Here is a 20167-nt window from a genome sequence, read left to right on the forward strand (position 1 = left end):
AATATGCAAAAAACTGCAAATATTGCAAGTTTATGCAATATTTGTAATTTAGAATTTTGGACAAGCCAATTTTTACCTTATTTTTCGACAACTATTGTATCCATCTTAAATAGTAAAATCAAATGCTCAAGGAAGAACGCCACCAAGTAATATTGAATGAAGTACGCATACACAACAAGGTTTTGTTGGCAGATATAGCCGAAATTTTAAAGGTTTCACCTGATACAGTACGAAGGGATATCAAAGAATTACACGATGATAATAAACTAAAACGCGTTCATGGTGGTGCAATCTCATTGGGTTTTAACCATTATAGCTATGTCAATCGTGAAATTTATTCACTGGAGAAAAAATCCCAGATAGCTGAGAAGGCAGTTACTTTGCTTAAGGATGGGCAGGTTGTTTTGTTAAGTGGAGGTACCACCAATCTTGAGATTTCCCGTCTTATTCCTCCGCATCTTAAAATAACATGTTTTACACCAAGTTTACCCATTGCAGTTCAATTATTGCCAAAACCGAATATTGACATAATTTTTATTGGAGGAAAAATTAATAAGGATTCACAAATTACTATTGGCGGCAGTCCTATAGGGGTATTATCCGAACTAAAGGCCGATATCTGTTTTTTGGGAGTTAACAGCATACACCCAACTGACGGTGTTACCGAGTTTGATTGGGAGATAGTTCAAGTTAAAAAGGCAATGATCAAAGCATCCAAAAAAGTGGTGGTTCCGTCTATTTCTGAAAAAATCAATTCTGGACAACGTTATAAAATATGCGATATTGATGCAGTAGATCATCTAATCACAGAATTAGATGTGAACGATTCTGTATTAAAGCCTTATGCCAAGAAAATAGATTTAATATAAAAAAAGAGGCCTTAATCACGGCCTCTTTTTTATGTGCTAATTAAATTTATATCTCACAAAACCTTCCATGGCCTCATATTCTGCCATTCCCAATTGGTTATACCTTCTTGCTGTTTCGGTGTTTCGTTGTTCGGCACGTTGCCAAAATTCACGATCATCATTTCCAGGAAACATTGCGGCATCTTTTTGGGATTGATGTTTAAAAATGGCATTTTTCTTTCGCTCCATGTCTTTAGGTCCAATAGGAACCGCCATTTCCATATCAGCGATATCCCATTCTTGCCAAGCACCTCGGTAGAGCCAAAAATAACAATCATCTATCCAGTCAACCTTATCGGCAACCAACCTGTCAATGGCCTCATAGATGACCTGAAGGCACACTCGGTGGGTACCATGTGGATCGGAAAGATCTCCTGCTGCAAATATTTGATGGGGTTTGATCTCGTTTAAAAGATCATAAGTTTTTTGAACATCTTCTGCAGTGTGAGGTTTTTTCTTCACAGCGCCTGTTTCGTAAAAAGGTAAATTCTGAAAATGGGCGCTTTCCTCTTTCACACCACAATATCTACAGGCAGACAGAGCTTCTCCTTTTCTAATTAACCCTTTTATTTTTTGTATTTCAGGGCTATCAATTTGTCCAGGTGATTTTGTTTTCAAAAATTCTCGGACTTCAGAGAATTTTTGCTCGAGCTCTTTATTTCCTTCTTGGATTTCTGTTGCGAAATCAAGAAATCGAATTACTTCATCATCAAAAACGGCAATGTTTCCTGAAGTCTGATAGGCCACATGTACTTTGTGGCCCTGATCTACCAAACGAAGTAGTGTTCCTCCCATCGATATTACATCATCATCTGGATGCGGACTGAAAATCAATGAGGTTTTTGGATATGGATCTTTACGCTCAGGTCTTTGGCTATCATCTGCATTGGGCTTACCTCCAGGCCAACCAGTGATGGTTCGTTGTAATTGGTTGAATACAATAAGGTTGATGTGTTCTGCAGAACCCACTTCGGCTATTAGGCTTCCCATTCCATATTCGTTGTAATCTTCGTTGGTAAGTTTTAAAATAGCCTTACTTAATTTTTCAGAAAGCCAAAGAGTTGCTCGTTTAATCAATTTTTCATTCCATTGGCATTCGCTCACAAGCCAAGGTGTGTTTATACGTGTAAGTTCAGATGCTGCTGCTTCATCTATTACGAAACTACAATTTGGATGGTTTTGAAGGAAAGTTGCAGGGACAGATTCTCTAATTGGCCCTTCAACAGCTTCTTTGACTATTATAGACTTTCCTTCCCCCCAAGCCATTAGAATAATTTTTTTTGCTGCCATGATGGTTCCCACCCCCATTGTTATCGCTCTGGTGGGTACATTTTCAAGTCCAAAAAAATCACTTGCGGCATCAAGTCGGGTTACGCGGTCAAGTCTTACCAATCGGGTTTTGCTTGTCAAGGAAGAACCAGGTTCATTAAAACCAATATGTCCGGTTCTACCAATACCAAGTACCTGGATATCAATTCCACCGGCATCTTGGATTTTCTTTTCGTAATCATCACAAAACTCACGAACATCTTCCCTATCCAATCTTCCATTTGGAATATTGATATTTTCTTTCTTGATATCGATATGGTCAAATAGATGTTCGTTCATGAAGCGAACGTAGCTATGAATGGAATCTGCTTCCATGGGGAAATATTCATCCAAATTAAAAGTGATTACATTTTTGAAACTTAGCCCTTCTTCTTTATGGAATTTTACTAAAAAATCATAGGCTTTGGTTGGGGTGGAACCAGTAGCTAATCCAAGAACGAGCTTTTTTCCTTCTTTTTGTCGCTGCCTTATAAGATCTGCGATTTCATTTGCTACAAAAAAAGAGGCGTTGTTTGAATTGTTATGTACCGAAGTGTTGATTTTTTCAAATTTTCTGGATTCTTCGTCCTGTGGAAAGGTGATACTGTTTGGTGATAATACTGTCTTAGCCATATGATAAGGAAAAAATTAAATCTAAATGAATTGCAAATGTAATTGCAATCTTTTACTTTTTGCTGTTTTATGCAGTTATTTATGCTATTTAATGCTTTTTTAACATTTTTTTGATTTAAAAACAATAAAAAACGGCAAAATTGGGATTTTACTATCTTTGCTGAATTAGTTACAACCCTAAATGCTTAAAGAAGAACGACAAAAAGCCATATTAAATGAGGTTGCCCTGCACAATAGGGTATTACTTGCGGATTTAGCAGAGATGTTGGATGTTTCCATTGATACAGCTCGCAGAGATGTGAAGGAACTAGACGCTGAGAATAAGCTCCGTAAAGTACATGGGGGGGCAATTGCTTTGGGTTTTACACATTCAACAGCCAGAAATACCAATGTTTATGCTCTTGAAGAAAAGAAAAACATCGCTAGAAAGGCAGCAATACTATTGAAGGAAGGTGGGGTAATATTTATCGATGGTGGTACAACCTGTGTTGAGTTGACCAGGCAAATACCTGACAATATTAAGCTTACTTGTTTTACGCTTAGTCTTCCCGTAGCCATGGAATTACTGGCAAAGCCCAACGTAAAGGTAATTTTTATAGGAGGGGAAATTTCTCCGGATTCACAAATATCCACAGGACCAAGTACAATTCACCAATTGTCTGAAATAAGAGTGGACTATAGTTTTATAGGGACAGGATATGTAGATTCGTTGTTTGGTTTAACAGAATTTGACTGGGATATTGTACAAGTTAAAAAAGCAGTTATCAATGCTTCCAAAAAAACTGTACTTTTGTCGATATCCGAAAAATTGAATTCCCAGCATCGCTATAAAACCTGTAATATTAATGCAATCAATACGATGATTACGGAATTGGATCCCAATGATAACCTTTTAAACCTCTTTAGAAATCAAGAGATTCATCTTTTGTAATGAAAGTTAATTATAAGAAAATTACAGAAACCCCTTCAAATTATGATGATTTGGAGCAAATGGACACAAGTACCATTTTAGAAAGTATTAATAGAGAAGACCAAAAAATAGCTGAAGCTGTTTCTAGGGTAATTCCACAGATTACGGTTTTGGTAGATATGATTGCCGAACGTTTTATGAGTGGTGGACGCCTTTTTTATATTGGGGCTGGAACAAGCGGTCGATTAGGAATTTTGGATGCATCAGAGATTCCGCCTACGTTTGGTATGCCTCACAGCAAGGTAATCGGACTTATAGCTGGAGGTGATGTGGCCATAAGAAAAGCTGTTGAATTTGCTGAAGATAGCACAGAACAGGCATGGAAAGATCTTAAGGAATTCAATGTAAATGAAAAAGATGTTGTAGTAGGGATTGCTGCTTCAGGTACTACACCATATGTACTAGGGGGAATTCGGGAAGCTAAAAAAAATGGATTGTTAACTGCTGGTATTACCAATAACCCTGGTTCCCCATTGGCATCAGAATCTAATATTTCCATAGAAATTGAAGTAGGACCGGAATTTGTTACCGGAAGTACCCGAATGAAAAGTGGAACAAGCCAGAAACTTGTGTTGAACATGATTTCTACCGCCTTAATGATACGAATTGGTAGGGTAAAAGGAAATAAAATGGTCAATATGCAGCTTAGTAATACCAAGTTGGTCGATAGGGGGACGCGCTACTTGATTGAAGAACTTGGTCTTGACTACAAAGATGCTGAAAAGGCGCTGCTTAAATATGGTTCTGTTAAGAAAGCGGTAGAAGCCCTGAAGACACATTAAATTTAGTTCGGCTCAAGTCGTACTATGCCCTTGCCTTCAATTCCCACATATATATAACCATCAGGTGCCTGGCGAACGTTTCTAACCCTTCCCATACCATTCAATAGTTTTTCCCGATAGACTACCTTGTTATTCTCAAGAACCATTCGTTCCAAATATTGAAAAGCAAGAGACCCCACCAATAAATTTCCTTTCCAATTAGGGTATTTATCTGAAGTCACAAATGCCATTCCAGAAGGAGCTATTGAGGGAGTCCATTGATGAACAGGTTGTTCCATACCGGATTTTGAAGTCTCCGATGTAATCTTTGTTCCGCTATAGTTGATTCCGTAAGTAATTACGGGCCATCCATAATTCTTTCCTTTTTCTATAATGTTTATTTCATCACCACCTCGTGGGCCATGCTCATGTTCCCAAAGTTGTCCAGTTTCTGGATGCATTACCAACCCCTGTGGATTTCGGTGACCGTAGCTGTATATGGCCGTTTTAGCCTTGGTGTCATTCACAAATGGATTGTCTTTGGGTATGGTGCCATCGTCATGGATTCTATAGATTTTTCCTCCATCCTTTGCAATATTCTGAGGGTTGACATCCCTATTTCCTCTGTCACCAAATGAAAAATAGAGGTAGCCCTGATTATCAAATTCCAAACGAGAGCCAAAATGCTGCCCTTTGGTTGTATTTGGAGTTGCTTTATAAAGCACTTGTTTCTCCACAAGTGAGTTATTGTCGAGCTTGGCCCGTATTATAGTGGTATTTCCTCCTTTTCCACTTCCACTTGAAGAAGAGTAGGATAGGTACACCCATCCATTTTCACTATAATTAGGGTGAAGTTCAATATCTAAAAGTCCTCCTTGGCCTCTAACATAAACCTCAGGAACATTCAATATTTTGGTTGTTCTACCATTTTTATAAAGAAGCACTTCACCAGCCTTTTCAGTGATTAGTATACCTCCATTTGGAAGAAAAGCCATACCCCAGGGATTTTGGATTCCATCAACAATAAGTTTGGCCGTAAAGTCAATTTTTTCGGGAATATTAATGCCACTATCCGATTTTTGAGCACAAGATGAGGTGAGCATTACAACGAAAAAATAGAGAACAAACGCACTTTTTTTCATAATTTCACGTTGAAATAATAGATTTTATAGACGAATTACGACTTTATATAGTCGAAGATAAAGAGAATTATATAAGATTAGATAATTACTATATAGAATATTTAGGTCCCAAATCCGAACATATTCTACCATAACAAGACTTAACCTATGCTTCCTCAAAAAACAAGGCATTTGCTATTTGCCGTGTTGCTGGTGTTCATTTCAATATGTTGTTCCACGGTACTAGCAAAAACAGAGGTCAACAAGATACTTGAAACTATTGTATCTGGTACTCCTCAACCTCATTCTGAAAAAGTTTCGGAAATTTCAACTGTTGATATTTCTTCGGACAAAACCCAGGTTTTTAGTTCCGCTGCTATGTTCATGACCATTATTCAAGGAGCCAACGAAGAAGTGGTGTGCCCTAATGATGGTAGTACCCTAGCAAAATTTTTCTTGTGCGGTACTAGTGATATTAGAAACCTAACACTTAGTCAATCCGGTAGTTCGTATGAGTGGCAACAATTAGACCCCAATACTTGTGCACCTACAGTTGTTGATGATTGTCCAACCATTAACGCTGCGTGTACATGGAATACAGTGGGAACAGGTGCAACCTATAGTTTGGATTCTGCTGGAGAATTTAGAGTTCGCGTGGATTCTGGACAATACTTCTATTTTAAGTCAACGTTAAATCCATTGGATCCACAGTTGATCAATGAAGATATTATCTGTGGAAACCCTGGTAGGGTAGAGGTTACCAATGTACCAGCTGGTTATGAGTATAGCTTGAACAGTTCAGCTGGACCTTATCAAGATGATCCATTTTTCGATATTGCCACCCCTGGTAATTATATGGTTTGGGCCCGATTAAAAAACGTTTCTGCCAGTGCCTGTTTATTCCCTTCAAATACCGTAAATGTTCAAAGCCTTGATATTACAGTAGATGTTACCGCTAATGATATTTTATGTAGCAGTGAATTGGGAAGTATCGATGTTCAGGTTTCCGGAGTACCTGGTTTTTATACCTATCGTTTGATAAAAAATGGGGTAACGGTGGATACCTTCGGCCCAAATGGATTGGATTCATACACTTTTGACAATGTTGGCCCAGGTGTATATAGCATTAGAGTAGATACCAATGATTGTTCAGAAACGATAACCACGGATACTGGTGGTGCCATTATTGAAATTGGAAATGGAATAAGTCCTTTGGATGTTGTGGCTACAGCTTCTGCTAGTTTTGGTTGCGGAGCTACTTCGGTTGATGTGGATTTGACAACCACAGGGGGTACTGCACCCTATCGTTTTAGTGTAGATGGTGGGGCATTTGGTTCAACATATACTAGTACTACATCTTTTACAGTCACCTCAGCGGCTACCTACGCCATTTTGGTAGAAGATGCCAATGGTTGCCAGAGAAGTGCCACGGTAAACGTACCTGACATTCCACCTCCAACTTTCAATATCACAGAAGAAGATGCGAATTGCGGAGGTTCAAATAATGGTAGAATCACTGTAAATGTCACCAATGGTTTTGGATATGAGATAGAATATAGTAACGATAATGGAGCTACCTATCAAACAAGTAATGTGTTTTCCAATTTGGCTCCTGGTACGTATGATATCGTTTTACGATATGAACAGGATTCCTTCACCTGTAACACATCATCTGTAGTAGGAACAATAGGAACTCCATCAAATATAAATGCTACAGCCACCCCGGATACAGTACCTACATGTGCAGATGAAAGTGGTGGACAGATTACTATTTCAGGCGTTTCAGGGGGAACTGCTCCATATGAATATAGTGTTGGAGCTGGGTTTGGTACAAATCCGGTTTTTGCAAGCTTGGGAGTAGGAACGTATACTCCCCTAATACGGGATGCCAATGGGTGTGTTCAAACTTTACCGGATATTGTCTTCAATGTTCTTGATAAGCCTACGGATATAGCTTTTACCATTTCCAGCTTGGATTGTATCACTACTACGGCTTCAGTTGCATTAGTGGTAACTGGCGGGACTGGACCTTATAATTATGAAATTATTGCCCCAACAGCTAGTGTTGTTGATAATGGAACAAATAGTACATTTAACGGGTTGGGACTTGGAACATACACCTTTAGGGTTACCGATAATGAAGGATGTTCGTATGATGAGAACTACGCGATTACAGATATCAGCTCAATAGGTGTTCAAGCACAACAAACCAAAGTGGTCACCTGTGTTGGAGATTCTGATGGAGAAGGTCGTTTTTTGGTTGATGGTTTTAATACTACATATAGTTATGATATAGACGGAGGAACACCGTTCACGGGTCAAAATAGCGGAATTATACCATTGGCCGGATTGGCAGCAGGAAGTTATGTCATTTCCGTTACAGATGAAGATACCAATTGTACGGATACTGCAACTCTTACAATTGAAGAACCTTCAACGGCCTTTGCTATTTCTAGTTTGGACGTGACCGATATGAGTTGTCAAAACGGAAATATTGGCGCCGTTAGGGTGAATACCGTTGGTGGTTGGGGAGGTAATCGATATACATTGACGCAACCCGATAGTTCTACCAGAGGACCAAAAAATGGAAGTGTTTTCTCAAACCTTTCCCAAGATGGTTTGTATCAAGTAAGTGTAACAGATGCAAACGGTTGTACCGTAACGGATAGTTTTACGCTTACAACGTTAGAGGCGCCCACGCTAACATTGGATACAACTGCTTCGGATTTTTGTTACGACAATTTTACTGCAGCTACCTTAGTGGTCAACGCTACTTTGGGTACTGCCCCATATCAATATAGGATAAATGGAGGGGCCTTGGGCGCTAGCAATAGTTTTGCTGGCCTTACCCCGGGAAATTATAGTATAGAAGTTGTGGACGCCAATGATTGTAGAGATACGGTAACCGCAACAATAGAACCGCAAGTAACTGCATTGGCAACTACCATTCAAGAATTGGATTGTGCTGGTCCTCCTGCACAAATTCAGGTAAATATCAGTAATGGATACACTTCAGGAGGTGACTATGATATTTATGAAGTTCAGATTAATGGTGGAGGATATTCATCGGATAACAACAACATTACAGGAAATTCCTTTGTCTATAGTATTCCTAATGACGGTTCAATCGTTTCGGACACTACCTACCAATTTTTGATTACGGATAGTGAAGGCTGTACTACTGAATCAAACATTATAACTATTACCCCACCTGAAACTATTGCAGGTTCTGTTATTGGTACGGATACGCAATGCGGTGATGCAACCAGTGGAATTGTGGAAGTGGTAGCCGATACCTCACAAGGGATTCCACCGTATGAATACAGTAATGATAATGGAGTAACATTTAGTTCCCAAAACATTTTTTCAGGATATGGTCCGGGAACCCATGGTGGTTTTATGGTTAGGGATAGCAGAGGTTGTGTTAGTCCAGCATACAATGTAACTATCGGTGGTAGTGTGGCATTAGACGCCACAGCTACACCTATTGACGCTGTGTGTTCTTTAGGAGCCGTAAATGGTTCAGTATCTGTAGCAATTACTGGAGGTAGTGGCGTGGCGCCTTTTGATTATATATTGTTGGACGTAAATGGCGTTCCTGTAGCATCATCCATGGGAACTCCTAGTCTTACAGCTAATTTCCCTAATCTTCCAGTTGGAAATTATACTATTGTAACAACGGACAGCCAAGGATGCGAGGATAGGGATGAAGTTGTGGTTGATCAAAACACTTTGGATTTAACTCCTATAGATACACCACCTGCTGTTTGTTCAGGTTCTGCCTTTACTTATAGAGTACAGGCATCAGGGGGTACTGCCCCCTATGAATTTAGATTGGTAGGTGAACCTGCTTTTAATCCAGCGGATAATACTCCTGGACAAGGGGATATTTATGATTTCACTGGTCAGGTAACCTTTGGCGTTACCTACTTCGTTGAGGTAAGGGATGCAAATGGGTGTACTTATATTGAGGAGATAGACCCGATTACGGCAACCAATCCGGTAACTGTTACGGCAAATTCATCCACGGCATCCTGTAATGTAGCAGGTAGTGGTGGAATTGATTATGAGGTCTCAGGAATTACCTCAAGTCCAGGAAATTTTACCGTTACCCTTGAAAATACGGATACAGGTGCCATTGAAGCTGGACCAGACACGTATACATCCGAACCCATTCCATTTAATGATACATTCACTGGGTTGGCACCCGGAAATTACCAAATAATAGTTACAGATGATGATACAGGCTGTAGTTCCAGTACCTTGGTTTTTATTGGATTTAGTTCACCTTCAATTGTTGTAGATAATAATGTAGAGGCCACCTGTAATGCTGGAGCCCTTGTAACGGTAAGAGGATTTGGTGGAACCGCACCATTTGGATACGCCTATGTTCCAAATGGTGACCCAGCACCTACTGTTTTTGGAACAGATACCACATTTGAAATACCAGGACCTTATCCTTCAGATTATGACTTTTACGTAGAAGATGCCAACGGATGTACTGCCTTGACAACGGTTACGGTAACGCAAGAAGCAGGAATCCCAGCACCGGCCATAGACGTTATAAATCAATGTACAGCAACCAGTGGTTATCAAATTAATGTGACTGCCCCACTATCTACCGGTTCAGGTCTACCTGAAGAAACCTTTATGTATGATATTGGTAGTGGTTTTCAAAGCAGTGTAAATTTTGTGGTTCCAAACCCAGGAAGTTATGTGATTACGATACGGGACGGTAATGGATGTACAGCTACTATAGCAGCTGATGTTTTTGATTTCTTTGCCATAACAGCTGATGCAACCTCTTTCCCAACGTGTAATGCAGGTGATGGTGAAATAACGGTAAATACTACTGGAGGTAGTGGTAACTTTGAATTTCAACTAAGAGATGCTGGAACACTGGCCAATATTGGGCCTGCACAGAGCTCGAATACATTCACAGGTGTATTGCCTGGAGATTATAATATTTTGGTTACCGACTTAAGTTCCAATACAACCCCATTATGTACAGATGAGGCTATTGTTAATGTCTCCACAGTTAACACACCTGTTATTACAGCAACACCAAGCACAGAGATTACATGTAATGGAGCCGACAACGGTACTATTTCTGTAGAATTACAACCAGGTAGTGATACAGATACTCCTTTAAGTTATATTTTATATGATGGCGCCAGTTCCACTATTATGGCAGGACCTCAAGCATCTCCTGTATTCGATGATTTAGCACCAGATACATATCAAGTAGAAGTGGTTTCAGATAGGGGATGTACAGATCGTTCAGGAGATATTCTTATTAGTGAGCCAACACTTTTACAGGTTGATGCCATACATACAGAATTCAGTTGTAATCCATCAAGCAACCAATTTAGTACAGCGACCATTACCATTTTTACAGATACGAATGGCGATGGTACCGGAACAGCTACGGGAACGGGTCCGTATACATATAGTATGAATGATGGAACGCCACAATTTGATGGTACAAACTTCCAAACAAGCAATACTTTTGAAGTTATTGACAATGGAACCAACCAAAGTATTATTCTTACGGCAAGAGATCAGAATGGTTGTGAGGAGATGGCAACGGTAAATATAAATACACCTACAGATATTACCTTTAGTTATAGTGTAAGCCCACTAACTTGCGATGCGTCAGGAATCGGTGTAAATCCAGGGTCCATTACAATTATTGTAAACGAGGGTGCTGGAAACTACGAAGTTGAGATTTTGCCCTTAGGCTCGGAACCTGCCATGAATTCTGGAGGTACTGACCGGGTGGTTTGGCCTATTTCAACACCGGGCGATTATATTTTTGCAGTTACTGATATTGGCAATGGAGGATGTTCGTACTTGACTACAACAGTCAATATGCCAGAATACAATAATATTGAAGCCATAATTGCAGAGGTAAGACCTGTTACTTGTTTTAATGGTAATGATGGAGAAATTAGTTTAGAAATCAATAATTATAGTGGAGCCTACAATTACGAAGTATTCTCAAGAGATAACCTTGGGGTTGAAACCACTACAGGTGTAACCGGTAGTTTTGATACCAATGCGCCAATTAATAGTCCAGAAATCATCACTGGGCTTCCAGCGGGTAATTTAATTGTTTATGTTGAAGCATCGGATACACCTTTCTGTGATGTTACAAGTAATATTGCTACCGTTAGATCTCCAGATAGAGCATTATCGGTCACTGCAATCCAAACTTCAGATGTTACCTGTAATGTTCCTGGACTAGGTGAGATTACCGCTACAGGAGATGGTGGTTGGGGAACTTATGAATATCAGCTTATTGCTCCGGATGGTACTACTATTTTGGTCGATTATCCAAATACAAACCCAATTTTTCAAGATTTGTCTACAGGGAATTATACTGTAAATATTAGGGACTTTAGAGGTTGCGAAGAAACTACTTTGATAAACCTTCCACTACCAACACCAATAATAGCAGATATCCAGGTGGTCAGTCCGCTTGCGTGTAACAATGATAATGATGGTATTATAGAAGCACATAATATATTGGGAGGTCAAGGGGCCGGAAATTACTTGTATCAACTGAATAGAATAACGGATGGTACCAATAGTGGCCTTCAAACAACTCCAACATTTGCGAATTTAGCCGCTGGTGACTATACCATCACAATTTTTGATGGGTGGAACTGTAGTTTTACCACCGTTCCGATAACTGTTCAAGATCCAGAAATTGTAATTGCCGAATTGGTTGAACTTCAGCCTCCAGGTTGTGGCGACTTAGGTAGAATGGAATTAACAGTTACCAATCCAGAAGTTGGAGTGGACTATTTTTATCGAAGAGCAGGAACTGCTGATCCATTTACGCCGTTTGGTACAGGTCTAACAAGTGTGGAAATTACTGCGGATATTACAATTGATCCAGGTCCATTCCAATATGAGGTTCAAAATTCCAATGGATGTCCGTTTGAAAGCTCAAACCAGATTTCTTTGGATCCGGCGGCACCCTTGGTAATAGCATTGGATTTGACCAACGCAACCATTAACTGTGCGGGAGAAGCAACCGGAATCATTCGTTCTGAAGCATTTGGAGGCATAGGAAGCTACATCTATACCTTGTTGAATTCTGACGTTCCTCCATATCCAACGGTTGCCACTACTGTTAGGCCTGCCCAAGATTCGGGGATATTTAGAAACCTTGATCCCGGCACCTATTATGTGTATGCCCAGAGTGGAGGTTGTGAAGCAATTTCTACACCAATCGTTATTGAGCCAAAGCCGCCTTTGGTATTGGAATACTTGGAAGCGGTTCCCGTTATGTGCCACGGTGATACAAATGGACAAATTATTATTGAGGCCAGTGGGGGAACTGGAGATATTAGATATTCCATATCAGATACATTAAGTGAGTTTTTTGAAGGAGACGACCCTGTCAATCCAAATAGAAAAACATTTAATGATTTGTCCCCTAGAACCTATGATGTAATTATTCAAGATGACTTAGGGTGTACTATTACAAGAACGGTGGAAATAACACAACCTATGGAGTTATTGGCCGGTATTGCTTCCACCACTCCAGAAATATGCCTTGGGGATATGGATGGCACCTTGACTTTGGATGTTACTGGTGGTACGGCTCCTTATTATACAAGTATAAATTCAGCAGACGATGCAGATTTTGTTCAAAATGAAACTATGTTTTTTGATGGTCTTCAAGGAGGGGAAACCTATGTGGTTTTTGTAAGGGATGCCAACGGATGCCAGACCAACATTGTAGCTGAGATAGGTGTTGGTATTGAATTAATGGTAGAACCTATTGTTCAGTATGGTTGTGATGGTATTTTTCCAAACAGCACGGCAACCGTTTCTGTTGCTGATAGTTCGTTATTGCCAAACCTTTTGTTTTCGTTGGATGTGGATGATATTCAACTGGCTAATGACCAAAGAGTCTATGGAGATTTACCACCAGGGGAACATACAGTCTACGTGTATCATCAAAACGGTTGTGTAACATTTGTTGAATTTGAAATTGATGCTTATGAACCATTGGTTTTGGAGGCCGAGAAGATAGGACCAACTGAAATACAGGCAATTGCTACCGGTGGATTTGGTGGGTATGAATACTTTTTCCAAGGAGAATCATTTGGAGAAACCAATATTTTTACGATTAGCATGGATGCAAATGTGAATATTATGGTTAGAGATCAAAATGGTTGTGTTGCCAATTTAGTGATGCCGTTTGATTTTGATGGGATGCCCGAAATGCCAGATTTTTTCACACCGGATGGTGACAACCTCAATGACTATTGGACAATAGGAAACAGGGAATTCTTTCCGAATTTGGAAGTCAAGATTTACGATAGATACGGTAGGGTTGTTGCCATATTGGACGAAGTAAAGGGCTGGGATGGTAAATATGAAGGAAATGAATTGCCCACGGGTGATTACTGGTATGTTGTTAATGCCAACGATAGTGACAAACAGCAATACGTTGGACATTTTACACTCTACAGATAGGCAATAAAGGTTTTTTGAGTATATTTAGTTACGAGGAGTTTTTTTGAAACTCCTAAGGTTATGGAGATTTATAATAACAGATGGGCAACTGATACCATTTCTGTGAAAATAAATTTTGGGCCAAATCTTAACAGGGTAACTAAATGGACTATAAAAAACCTATTCAGATTTCCTCCTTTCTAGTGGATGATTGCAAAAACTTAGACTACTCCATTTTCATGTTGAATTTATACCTAAATGGGTTTGATAAAGAAGATAAACCTTATAAAATAGATTACAATACTTTATTGATGAGCTATCATATGTGGAAGGGTAAGGATTTAGATGAATTTTGCCAAAGCCAAACACTGAGTTATTTTTTATTAAATCCCAATAATGACTCAGCGGAGGCCAGAGAAGCTTTTTGTATTGAAATTAGAGAGTTTCTGTTAGGGAGTTAAGTTTTTATTTAAGAATAGGTAGCTGCCTTTTTATTACTACAAATCAGCATCAAGATTCCATTAAAATTTATACTTTTGCAAACCAATTTCGGGATGTAGCGCAGCCCGGTAGCGCACACGCCTGGGGGGCGTGGGGTCGCAGGTTCAAATCCTGTCATCCCGACTAAGACCTATTTTTTGGTTTTATAAAAATGCTAACTAAATGATTTTCAGAATTTTAATATTTTTTGATTTCATTTAGTTGGCTTTAAAATCAACAAAAAAGGGAACAAATCGGGAACAGATTTCCACCCTTACATCTATCTTTTTTTTCCTATCTTTTGTAGTGAGAGCAAGGCTTTCGACGTGATTTGACTTTCGTGTTAATATCAATAAAATGTTAATTCGGGAACAAATGAGGACTTCTAGGACTTTTAAGGTGCTTTTTCGACAAATAAAGGCACGAGGTAAAAACGAAACCGCACCCATTTATGTGCGTATTACGGTCAATGGCAAGCGTGTTGAATTCAGTACAGACTTGTACTATCCCATTGATGAGTGGAACAGTAAAATAAGCCGTGCAATGGGCAGAAATGCGGATGCAAGGGCTTTAAATGATGAGCTGGACAATATCTACGTAGAAATCAAGAAATGCTATGAGGCATTGGTAAAAGAGGGAAGATATGTAACTGCGCAAATGGTTAAGGCGAGATATCTTGGAACCGACCATAGTGGCGAAACCATACTTGGCCTATCTAAATACCATTATGATAAAAGCATCGGTAAACTAAAGGAAGGAACGCTCAAAAACTACAAAACTACGGAACGGTATTTGACGGATTTTTTAATAAAAGACCTCAAAATACTTGACTTGCCATTGGACTATATCCGGTATGAGTTTATAGTTGATTTTGAGGCTTTTCTACGTAATCCAAAAAACCATTTCAATAAAAGGCAGCCCTTAAAGAACAACGGTTTAATGAAGCATATTGAACGGCTTAACAAGCTTATGAATTTTGCTTTCAAACTGGGTTGGATAGAGAAACACCCATTCGAAAGATATGAACTGAAGTTCACCAAATTCAAAAACGGATTCTTGACCAAAATGCAGTTGGAGGCTATAGAAACCGTAGAACTTGACATTCCAAAGCTTTCTTGCGTGCGCGATGTATTTGTCTTCTGTTGCTATACAGGGCTAGCCTATATAGATGTAAAAAAGCTAACAAAGCAAAATTTGGTAATGGGAATAGATGGTAATATGTGGCTTTCGCTCTATCGGCAAAAAAGTGATGAACTTGTAAAAATTCCACTTTTGAAAAAGGCGGAAGCTATTTTAGAGGTGTATGAGGGATTTGAAGATTCAGAACGATTACTGCCCGTTTACTCCAATCAAAAAATGAATACCTATCTAAAGGAGATAGCAGGTCTTTGTAAAATTGATATTAAGGTCACCTGTCATGTTGCTAGGCACACATTTGCTACTACGGTAACCCTTTCCAATGGAGTACCCATTGCAACTGTATCAAAGCTATTAGGGCATGCTAAGCTATCTACCACACAGATTTATGCCAATGTGGTGGAAAAGAAGTTGCAAGATGACATGAATAAACTTCAGGAGACACTAAATGGTGTTAGGGAAACTGCATGATAACTCCATATTCATTGCAAATTCTTTAATAACCATTAAAAAGCCTGTTAAATGGGGTAAGAGGCAAATTGACACTAAAACTTCATGGTAATTTTAGTTTGAAAGTCAAATCACAAAGAAGGCCGTTGTTCAACCTTTTGTTGAAAGCGGTCTTTTTCAATTACATCCGAATACAATCCTTTATTTAATCTTTAAAGGAAGATATTAAAAATCCCATGGCAAAGTAAACTCTTTACACAAGGTGCATTCTGTAAAGAGTAGTACGAATAAACTATTTTGGTTATAGGAATATCAGCTTGATTAAAATACTTTGATATATAAGAGGATATGACAGTATGGCGTAGTAAAAATATGGCACAAAACTTGCTATAGGAAAGATGCCTTCAATGTAGGTTGAAGGGTGAAGTGTTTAAGTTAGTGAATATATAAGTACCTAGCAATAAGTATACCAAGTTTATTGGTTCGCTCAGTGTGCTCTCTGACAGTCCAAACGGCATTAGTTCTGTACCTTTCAACAGAATTTGTCTGTATGCATTTAAGAAGTATTCATATAACATAGCATTTAATTTGTTTAAAATCCTCACTGGTAAAACAGTATGTCCAAGTAAGAATTTGATTCTTGCAAGGTTTCAAGGGAGAAAACTAAAGTGATTGCAGACAAAATCACCGGTAATCTTGAAAAGGTTGTTTTATACAATCTGAAGTGCCACATTTTAATGATTGGCCAAGGGTGGATTAAGACTTGTAGAGGTGAGAATCCTTGAGCAATTTGAGGTAGTTGCTAGTTAAGCAATGGGTATACATTGTACATTAGTCAGAATGTTAAGGTCTGATATTGCATTCTGACTAATGTCCCAATAAAAAGATGAAAAATTTATCTTTATATGATGAGGATGTATGGAAAAGATTCTCTGAAAAAATTGGTAAAACCAATGAAGAATTTGAGCTAAAAAAGTATCCTCAGTTTGACCCTTATTTTGATTTTCTAAAATATGGCGAAAGGCTTAAAAAACTGGTTGAAGATCCCTCTTTGGAATTGGTAAGTAAACATTCATTCTTACCATTTGTCAAAATCCTTATTAAAACTCCTAGATACAGATATCAAGACAATATATCTTCTTGCAAACTTGAGACCAAAATCAGGCCTATTTCATTTGCATCACACTTTGACACTTATTTGTATGCCTATTATTCATTCGCCTTGAATGAAAAGTATCAAGGGTATATCAAGGAAAAAGGTTTTGATGGAAGTATACTGGCATATAGGACTGATTTAGATGGAAAATGCAATATTCAATTTGCAAAACAGGCATTTGATGAAGTAAAATCTCAAAACAAGGTCAATGGTGATTGCGCTGTTATAGCTTTAGATATTACTGGTTATTTCGATAATATTGACCATTCTCTATTGAAAGAAAAGTGGTGTAAGGTTTTAGACCTTGAAAAACTTCCAAAAGATCAATACAAAGTTTATCGTTCCTTGACCAAATACAGTTATGTAAGGTTGCATAGTGTTCTAAAGCATTTTGGTATCGACTTGAAAAAGAAAAAGAAAAATGGGGAGGGATGGCAAACTATTTTGGATTTAATACCAGATAGTATTGCTGGAGCCAGTTTTAAAGATAAATTCAACTTAATAAGAAGTAGAAGTTTATTAACTACAAACTTGCCAAAACAACAGAAGGATGGGACCTTAGAAAATAGAGGCATACCACAAGGTTCTTCTATGAGTGCTTTATTGTCAAACATTTATTTAATAGATTTTGATGAATGGTTAGTGAAATTGGGAAGGGAAAATGGATTTAAATATTATAGATATTGTGATGATTTACTTATCATTTGTAGCACTAAAGATGCTAGAGAAATTAATGCCCTAGTCCTCTCAGAAATAAAGAAATATAAACTTGTTATTCAGGATAAAAAGACGGAATACATTGTGTTTAAGAACAATTCTGCAGGTAAAATCAGAGCATTTAATCAAAAGAAAATAGTAGAGAAAAATGTAAAAATCAATGCTCAGAATGAAAATCAATTCTATAAAAATTTACAGTATCTAGGTTTTGAGTTTAATGGACAGAATATTTATATAAGACCAGGTAGCCTATCAAGGTACTTCAGGAAAGCTAAAGGCAGAATAGTTAAGAGTGTTATGATGTCTTACAGTAATAAAGGCAGAGGTAATAAAATATTAAGGAAACAACTATATGAAAGATACTCTCATTTGGGGAGAAGAAACTTCTTGAGTTATGCCAAGAATGCATCTAAAAAAACCTATAGGAATTCAAAGGGGAAAGTATATGAAGGGATGGACTCAATAAGCATTAGAAGGCAATTGTCTGCTCATTTTGGTATTATAGAACGAGAAGTTCTTAAAACTAGTCTTCAGCGTTTTGCACAAGAGGAAGGTAAAACTAAAAAAAGAGAATCAAGAGGTAGAAAAAGGAAGGAAAGGACTTTGAAGCTTTAATTTTTTAGAATAGCATTTAGTTAAAGAGCATTCAAGTTTAATAAATGAATCATTCATTTTTGACAATTATGTATATTGTCATATCTTTAAAAATATTACATAACCTGTAATATTATTCCCCTCTATCTTATATTGATAATACACTTGAGCTTTTGTAAAAAGCTATGGATATTTTATGGAGCAATCAAAAGAGAAAAGCCAAGTTGTTACAGATACAGCTAAAGGACCCTTGTCTGGATATTTATTTCAATTTGAAAGAGCATTATTATTACTTTCAAGTTTAGAAACTGATACTGATTATGTCAGTATTGAAGATGTTGATGATATTGCTACCCACAAAAGTGATGGCACTGTTTTAATTTCTGACCAATCCAAGCATAGTATCTCTCAGAGCGGTTCTACTTTTGCAGATACTTCCTATGCACTATGGCGAACCTTTCAAATATGGATTGAAAAATTTGAAGCTGGAATATTTGATAAGAACGTAACTTTTATTTGCTCTACAAACAAGCCTATCTCCTCAAATTCAATACTGTATTTTATTTGTAATAACCTATTTGATGAGGTAAGTGATAGGATATCTAATTTAAGAATTTCTCAAGGAGAAAAGCTAGATCAATTAATTAAAGAGGACCCCAGTAAAGGGAAATCAATCAAGGCCATTTTAGACCTAATCGATTTTATAATAAAAAAGATTGATGTATTTGAAGTTATACAGCCTTCAATTAAGATTGATGACAACTCAGATTTAAAAGAATCTATCCATAATAAACTACACTTGAATTCAGAACAGTTCACTGATTTGCAGAAGAACAATGTTTATGAAGGAATGATAGGTTGGTTGACTTCTCATAGTCTTTATAAATGGAGAAATTCTGAAGTTGCAGAATTTACAAAGAAGCAAATGGATAGTAAATATCAATCTTTGATTCACACCCCATCGGTTATAAATGCTGTTTTTAGAGCAAAACACAGTTTTAGCATAGATGACACTGAAATTGAGGCAAAGAGAAGTGAGCTATTTGTTAAACAAATTGAACTCATTTCAAGAAGACCAGATGCAAAGGACAGGACTATTAAAAATGCAATTGAAGATTTCATAAGATTCGAAATAGAGCATGCATATCTAATTAACGAAATAGGAGATTTTACTAAAGAAGACTTTAATAAGTTCATTGACTTATGTTATGAAGAATGGCAATCATATTTTGATGACAAAGTTGTTCATGATATAGCTGAATATAGTGATGATGAAAAGAATCATTTAGCACTAGACATATATAGTTTTATAATGAAAAAATTGAATATCAATTTTGCCGATGATTATAGCTTCACTACTAATAATGTCTACATCAAAAATGGTAGTTTTTTGAAACTATCTAACATCCCTATGATAGGTTGGCATCCAGATTGGGAGGAACATTTCAAAAAGTAAT

Annotated in this window: 10 protein-coding genes and 1 tRNA gene; 9 read left to right on the forward strand and 2 right to left on the reverse strand. The window is 37.8% G+C overall.

The window, feature by feature from the left end:
• Positions 1-122 precede the first annotated feature (122 nt).
• Positions 123-869, forward strand: coding sequence for a DeoR/GlpR family DNA-binding transcription regulator (locus tag AAY42_RS00825; RefSeq protein ID WP_055392119.1), 747 nt, complete (start codon positions 123-125; stop codon positions 867-869).
• A 36-nt stretch (positions 870-905) separates the two neighbouring features.
• On the opposite strand, the gene nagB is transcribed toward AAY42_RS00825, so the two are convergent.
• The gene (gene nagB, locus AAY42_RS00830; RefSeq protein ID WP_055392120.1) at positions 906-2849 is read right to left on the reverse strand and encodes a glucosamine-6-phosphate deaminase; all 1944 of its coding nucleotides are present in this window, start codon (positions 2847-2849) and stop codon (positions 906-908) included.
• Positions 2850-3030: 181 nt separating this feature from the next.
• Here nagB and AAY42_RS00835 point away from each other — a divergent pair, with 181 nt between their 5' ends.
• Together AAY42_RS00835 and murQ are read left to right on the forward strand one after the other, a co-directional pair.
• The gene (locus AAY42_RS00835; protein ID WP_055392121.1) at positions 3031-3780 is read left to right on the forward strand and encodes a DeoR/GlpR family DNA-binding transcription regulator; all 750 of its coding nucleotides are present in this window, start codon (positions 3031-3033) and stop codon (positions 3778-3780) included.
• Positions 3780-4601, forward strand: coding sequence for an N-acetylmuramic acid 6-phosphate etherase (gene murQ / locus AAY42_RS00840; RefSeq protein WP_055392122.1), 822 nt, complete (start codon positions 3780-3782; stop codon positions 4599-4601). The genes AAY42_RS00835 and murQ overlap by 1 nt, the downstream gene beginning before the upstream one ends.
• A 2-nt stretch (positions 4602-4603) precedes the next feature.
• Here murQ and AAY42_RS00845 read toward each other — a convergent pair whose 3' ends face one another.
• Entirely contained in the window at positions 4604-5722 is a 1119-nt protein-coding gene (locus AAY42_RS00845; protein WP_055392123.1) for a PQQ-dependent sugar dehydrogenase, read from the reverse strand.
• Between the two features lie 147 nt (positions 5723-5869).
• Between AAY42_RS00845 and AAY42_RS00850 the strand changes: the two genes are divergently transcribed.
• From AAY42_RS00850 to AAY42_RS00875, 6 genes are all read left to right on the forward strand, one after another.
• Positions 5870-14197 carry a T9SS type B sorting domain-containing protein gene (locus AAY42_RS00850; RefSeq protein WP_055392124.1) on the forward strand — a complete coding sequence of 2776 codons (8328 nt, stop codon included), beginning with the start codon at positions 5870-5872 and terminating at the stop codon, positions 14195-14197.
• A 143-nt stretch (positions 14198-14340) separates the two neighbouring features.
• The gene (locus AAY42_RS00855; RefSeq protein WP_055392125.1) at positions 14341-14637 is read left to right on the forward strand and encodes a hypothetical protein; all 297 of its coding nucleotides are present in this window, start codon (positions 14341-14343) and stop codon (positions 14635-14637) included.
• Between the two features lie 89 nt (positions 14638-14726).
• A tRNA-Pro gene (locus AAY42_RS00860) sits at positions 14727-14800 on the forward strand.
• Positions 14801-15031: 231 nt separating this feature from the next.
• Positions 15032-16264: a site-specific integrase gene (locus tag AAY42_RS00865; RefSeq protein WP_055397658.1), complete on the forward strand. Its 1233-nt coding sequence runs from the start codon at positions 15032-15034 to the stop codon at positions 16262-16264.
• Between the two features lie 865 nt (positions 16265-17129).
• On the forward strand, positions 17130-18731 hold the full coding sequence (drt2, locus tag AAY42_RS00870) for an antiviral reverse transcriptase Drt2 (protein ID WP_055392126.1): 1602 nt from the start codon (positions 17130-17132) through the stop codon (positions 18729-18731).
• Positions 18732-18906: 175 nt separating this feature from the next.
• Positions 18907-20166: an ABC-three component system protein gene (locus AAY42_RS00875; protein ID WP_055392127.1), complete on the forward strand. Its 1260-nt coding sequence runs from the start codon at positions 18907-18909 to the stop codon at positions 20164-20166.
• Position 20167: the final 1 nt, after the last annotated feature.

It is taken from the genome of Flagellimonas eckloniae, assembly GCF_001413955.1.
In the GTDB taxonomy this organism is placed as follows: domain Bacteria; phylum Bacteroidota; class Bacteroidia; order Flavobacteriales; family Flavobacteriaceae; genus Flagellimonas; species Flagellimonas eckloniae.

What these genes read in the sequence shown, in the direction of transcription:
- AAY42_RS00825 (WP_055392119.1), top strand. Translation starts at nt 123, where the DNA reads ATGCTCAAGGAAGAACGCCACCAAGTAATATTGAATGAAGTACGCATA.
- nagB (WP_055392120.1), bottom strand. Translation starts at nt 2,849, where the DNA reads ATGGCTAAGACAGTATTATCACCAAACAGTATCACCTTTCCACAGGAC.
- AAY42_RS00835 (WP_055392121.1), top strand. Translation starts at nt 3,031, where the DNA reads ATGCTTAAAGAAGAACGACAAAAAGCCATATTAAATGAGGTTGCCCTG.
- murQ (WP_055392122.1), top strand. Translation starts at nt 3,780, where the DNA reads ATGAAAGTTAATTATAAGAAAATTACAGAAACCCCTTCAAATTATGAT.
- AAY42_RS00845 (WP_055392123.1), bottom strand. Translation starts at nt 5,722, where the DNA reads ATGAAAAAAAGTGCGTTTGTTCTCTATTTTTTCGTTGTAATGCTCACC.
- AAY42_RS00850 (WP_055392124.1), top strand. Translation starts at nt 5,870, where the DNA reads ATGCTTCCTCAAAAAACAAGGCATTTGCTATTTGCCGTGTTGCTGGTG.
- AAY42_RS00855 (WP_055392125.1), top strand. Translation starts at nt 14,341, where the DNA reads ATGGACTATAAAAAACCTATTCAGATTTCCTCCTTTCTAGTGGATGAT.
- AAY42_RS00865 (WP_055397658.1), top strand. Translation starts at nt 15,032, where the DNA reads ATGAGGACTTCTAGGACTTTTAAGGTGCTTTTTCGACAAATAAAGGCA.
- drt2 (WP_055392126.1), top strand. Translation starts at nt 17,130, where the DNA reads ATGAAAAATTTATCTTTATATGATGAGGATGTATGGAAAAGATTCTCT.
- AAY42_RS00875 (WP_055392127.1), top strand. Translation starts at nt 18,907, where the DNA reads ATGGAGCAATCAAAAGAGAAAAGCCAAGTTGTTACAGATACAGCTAAA.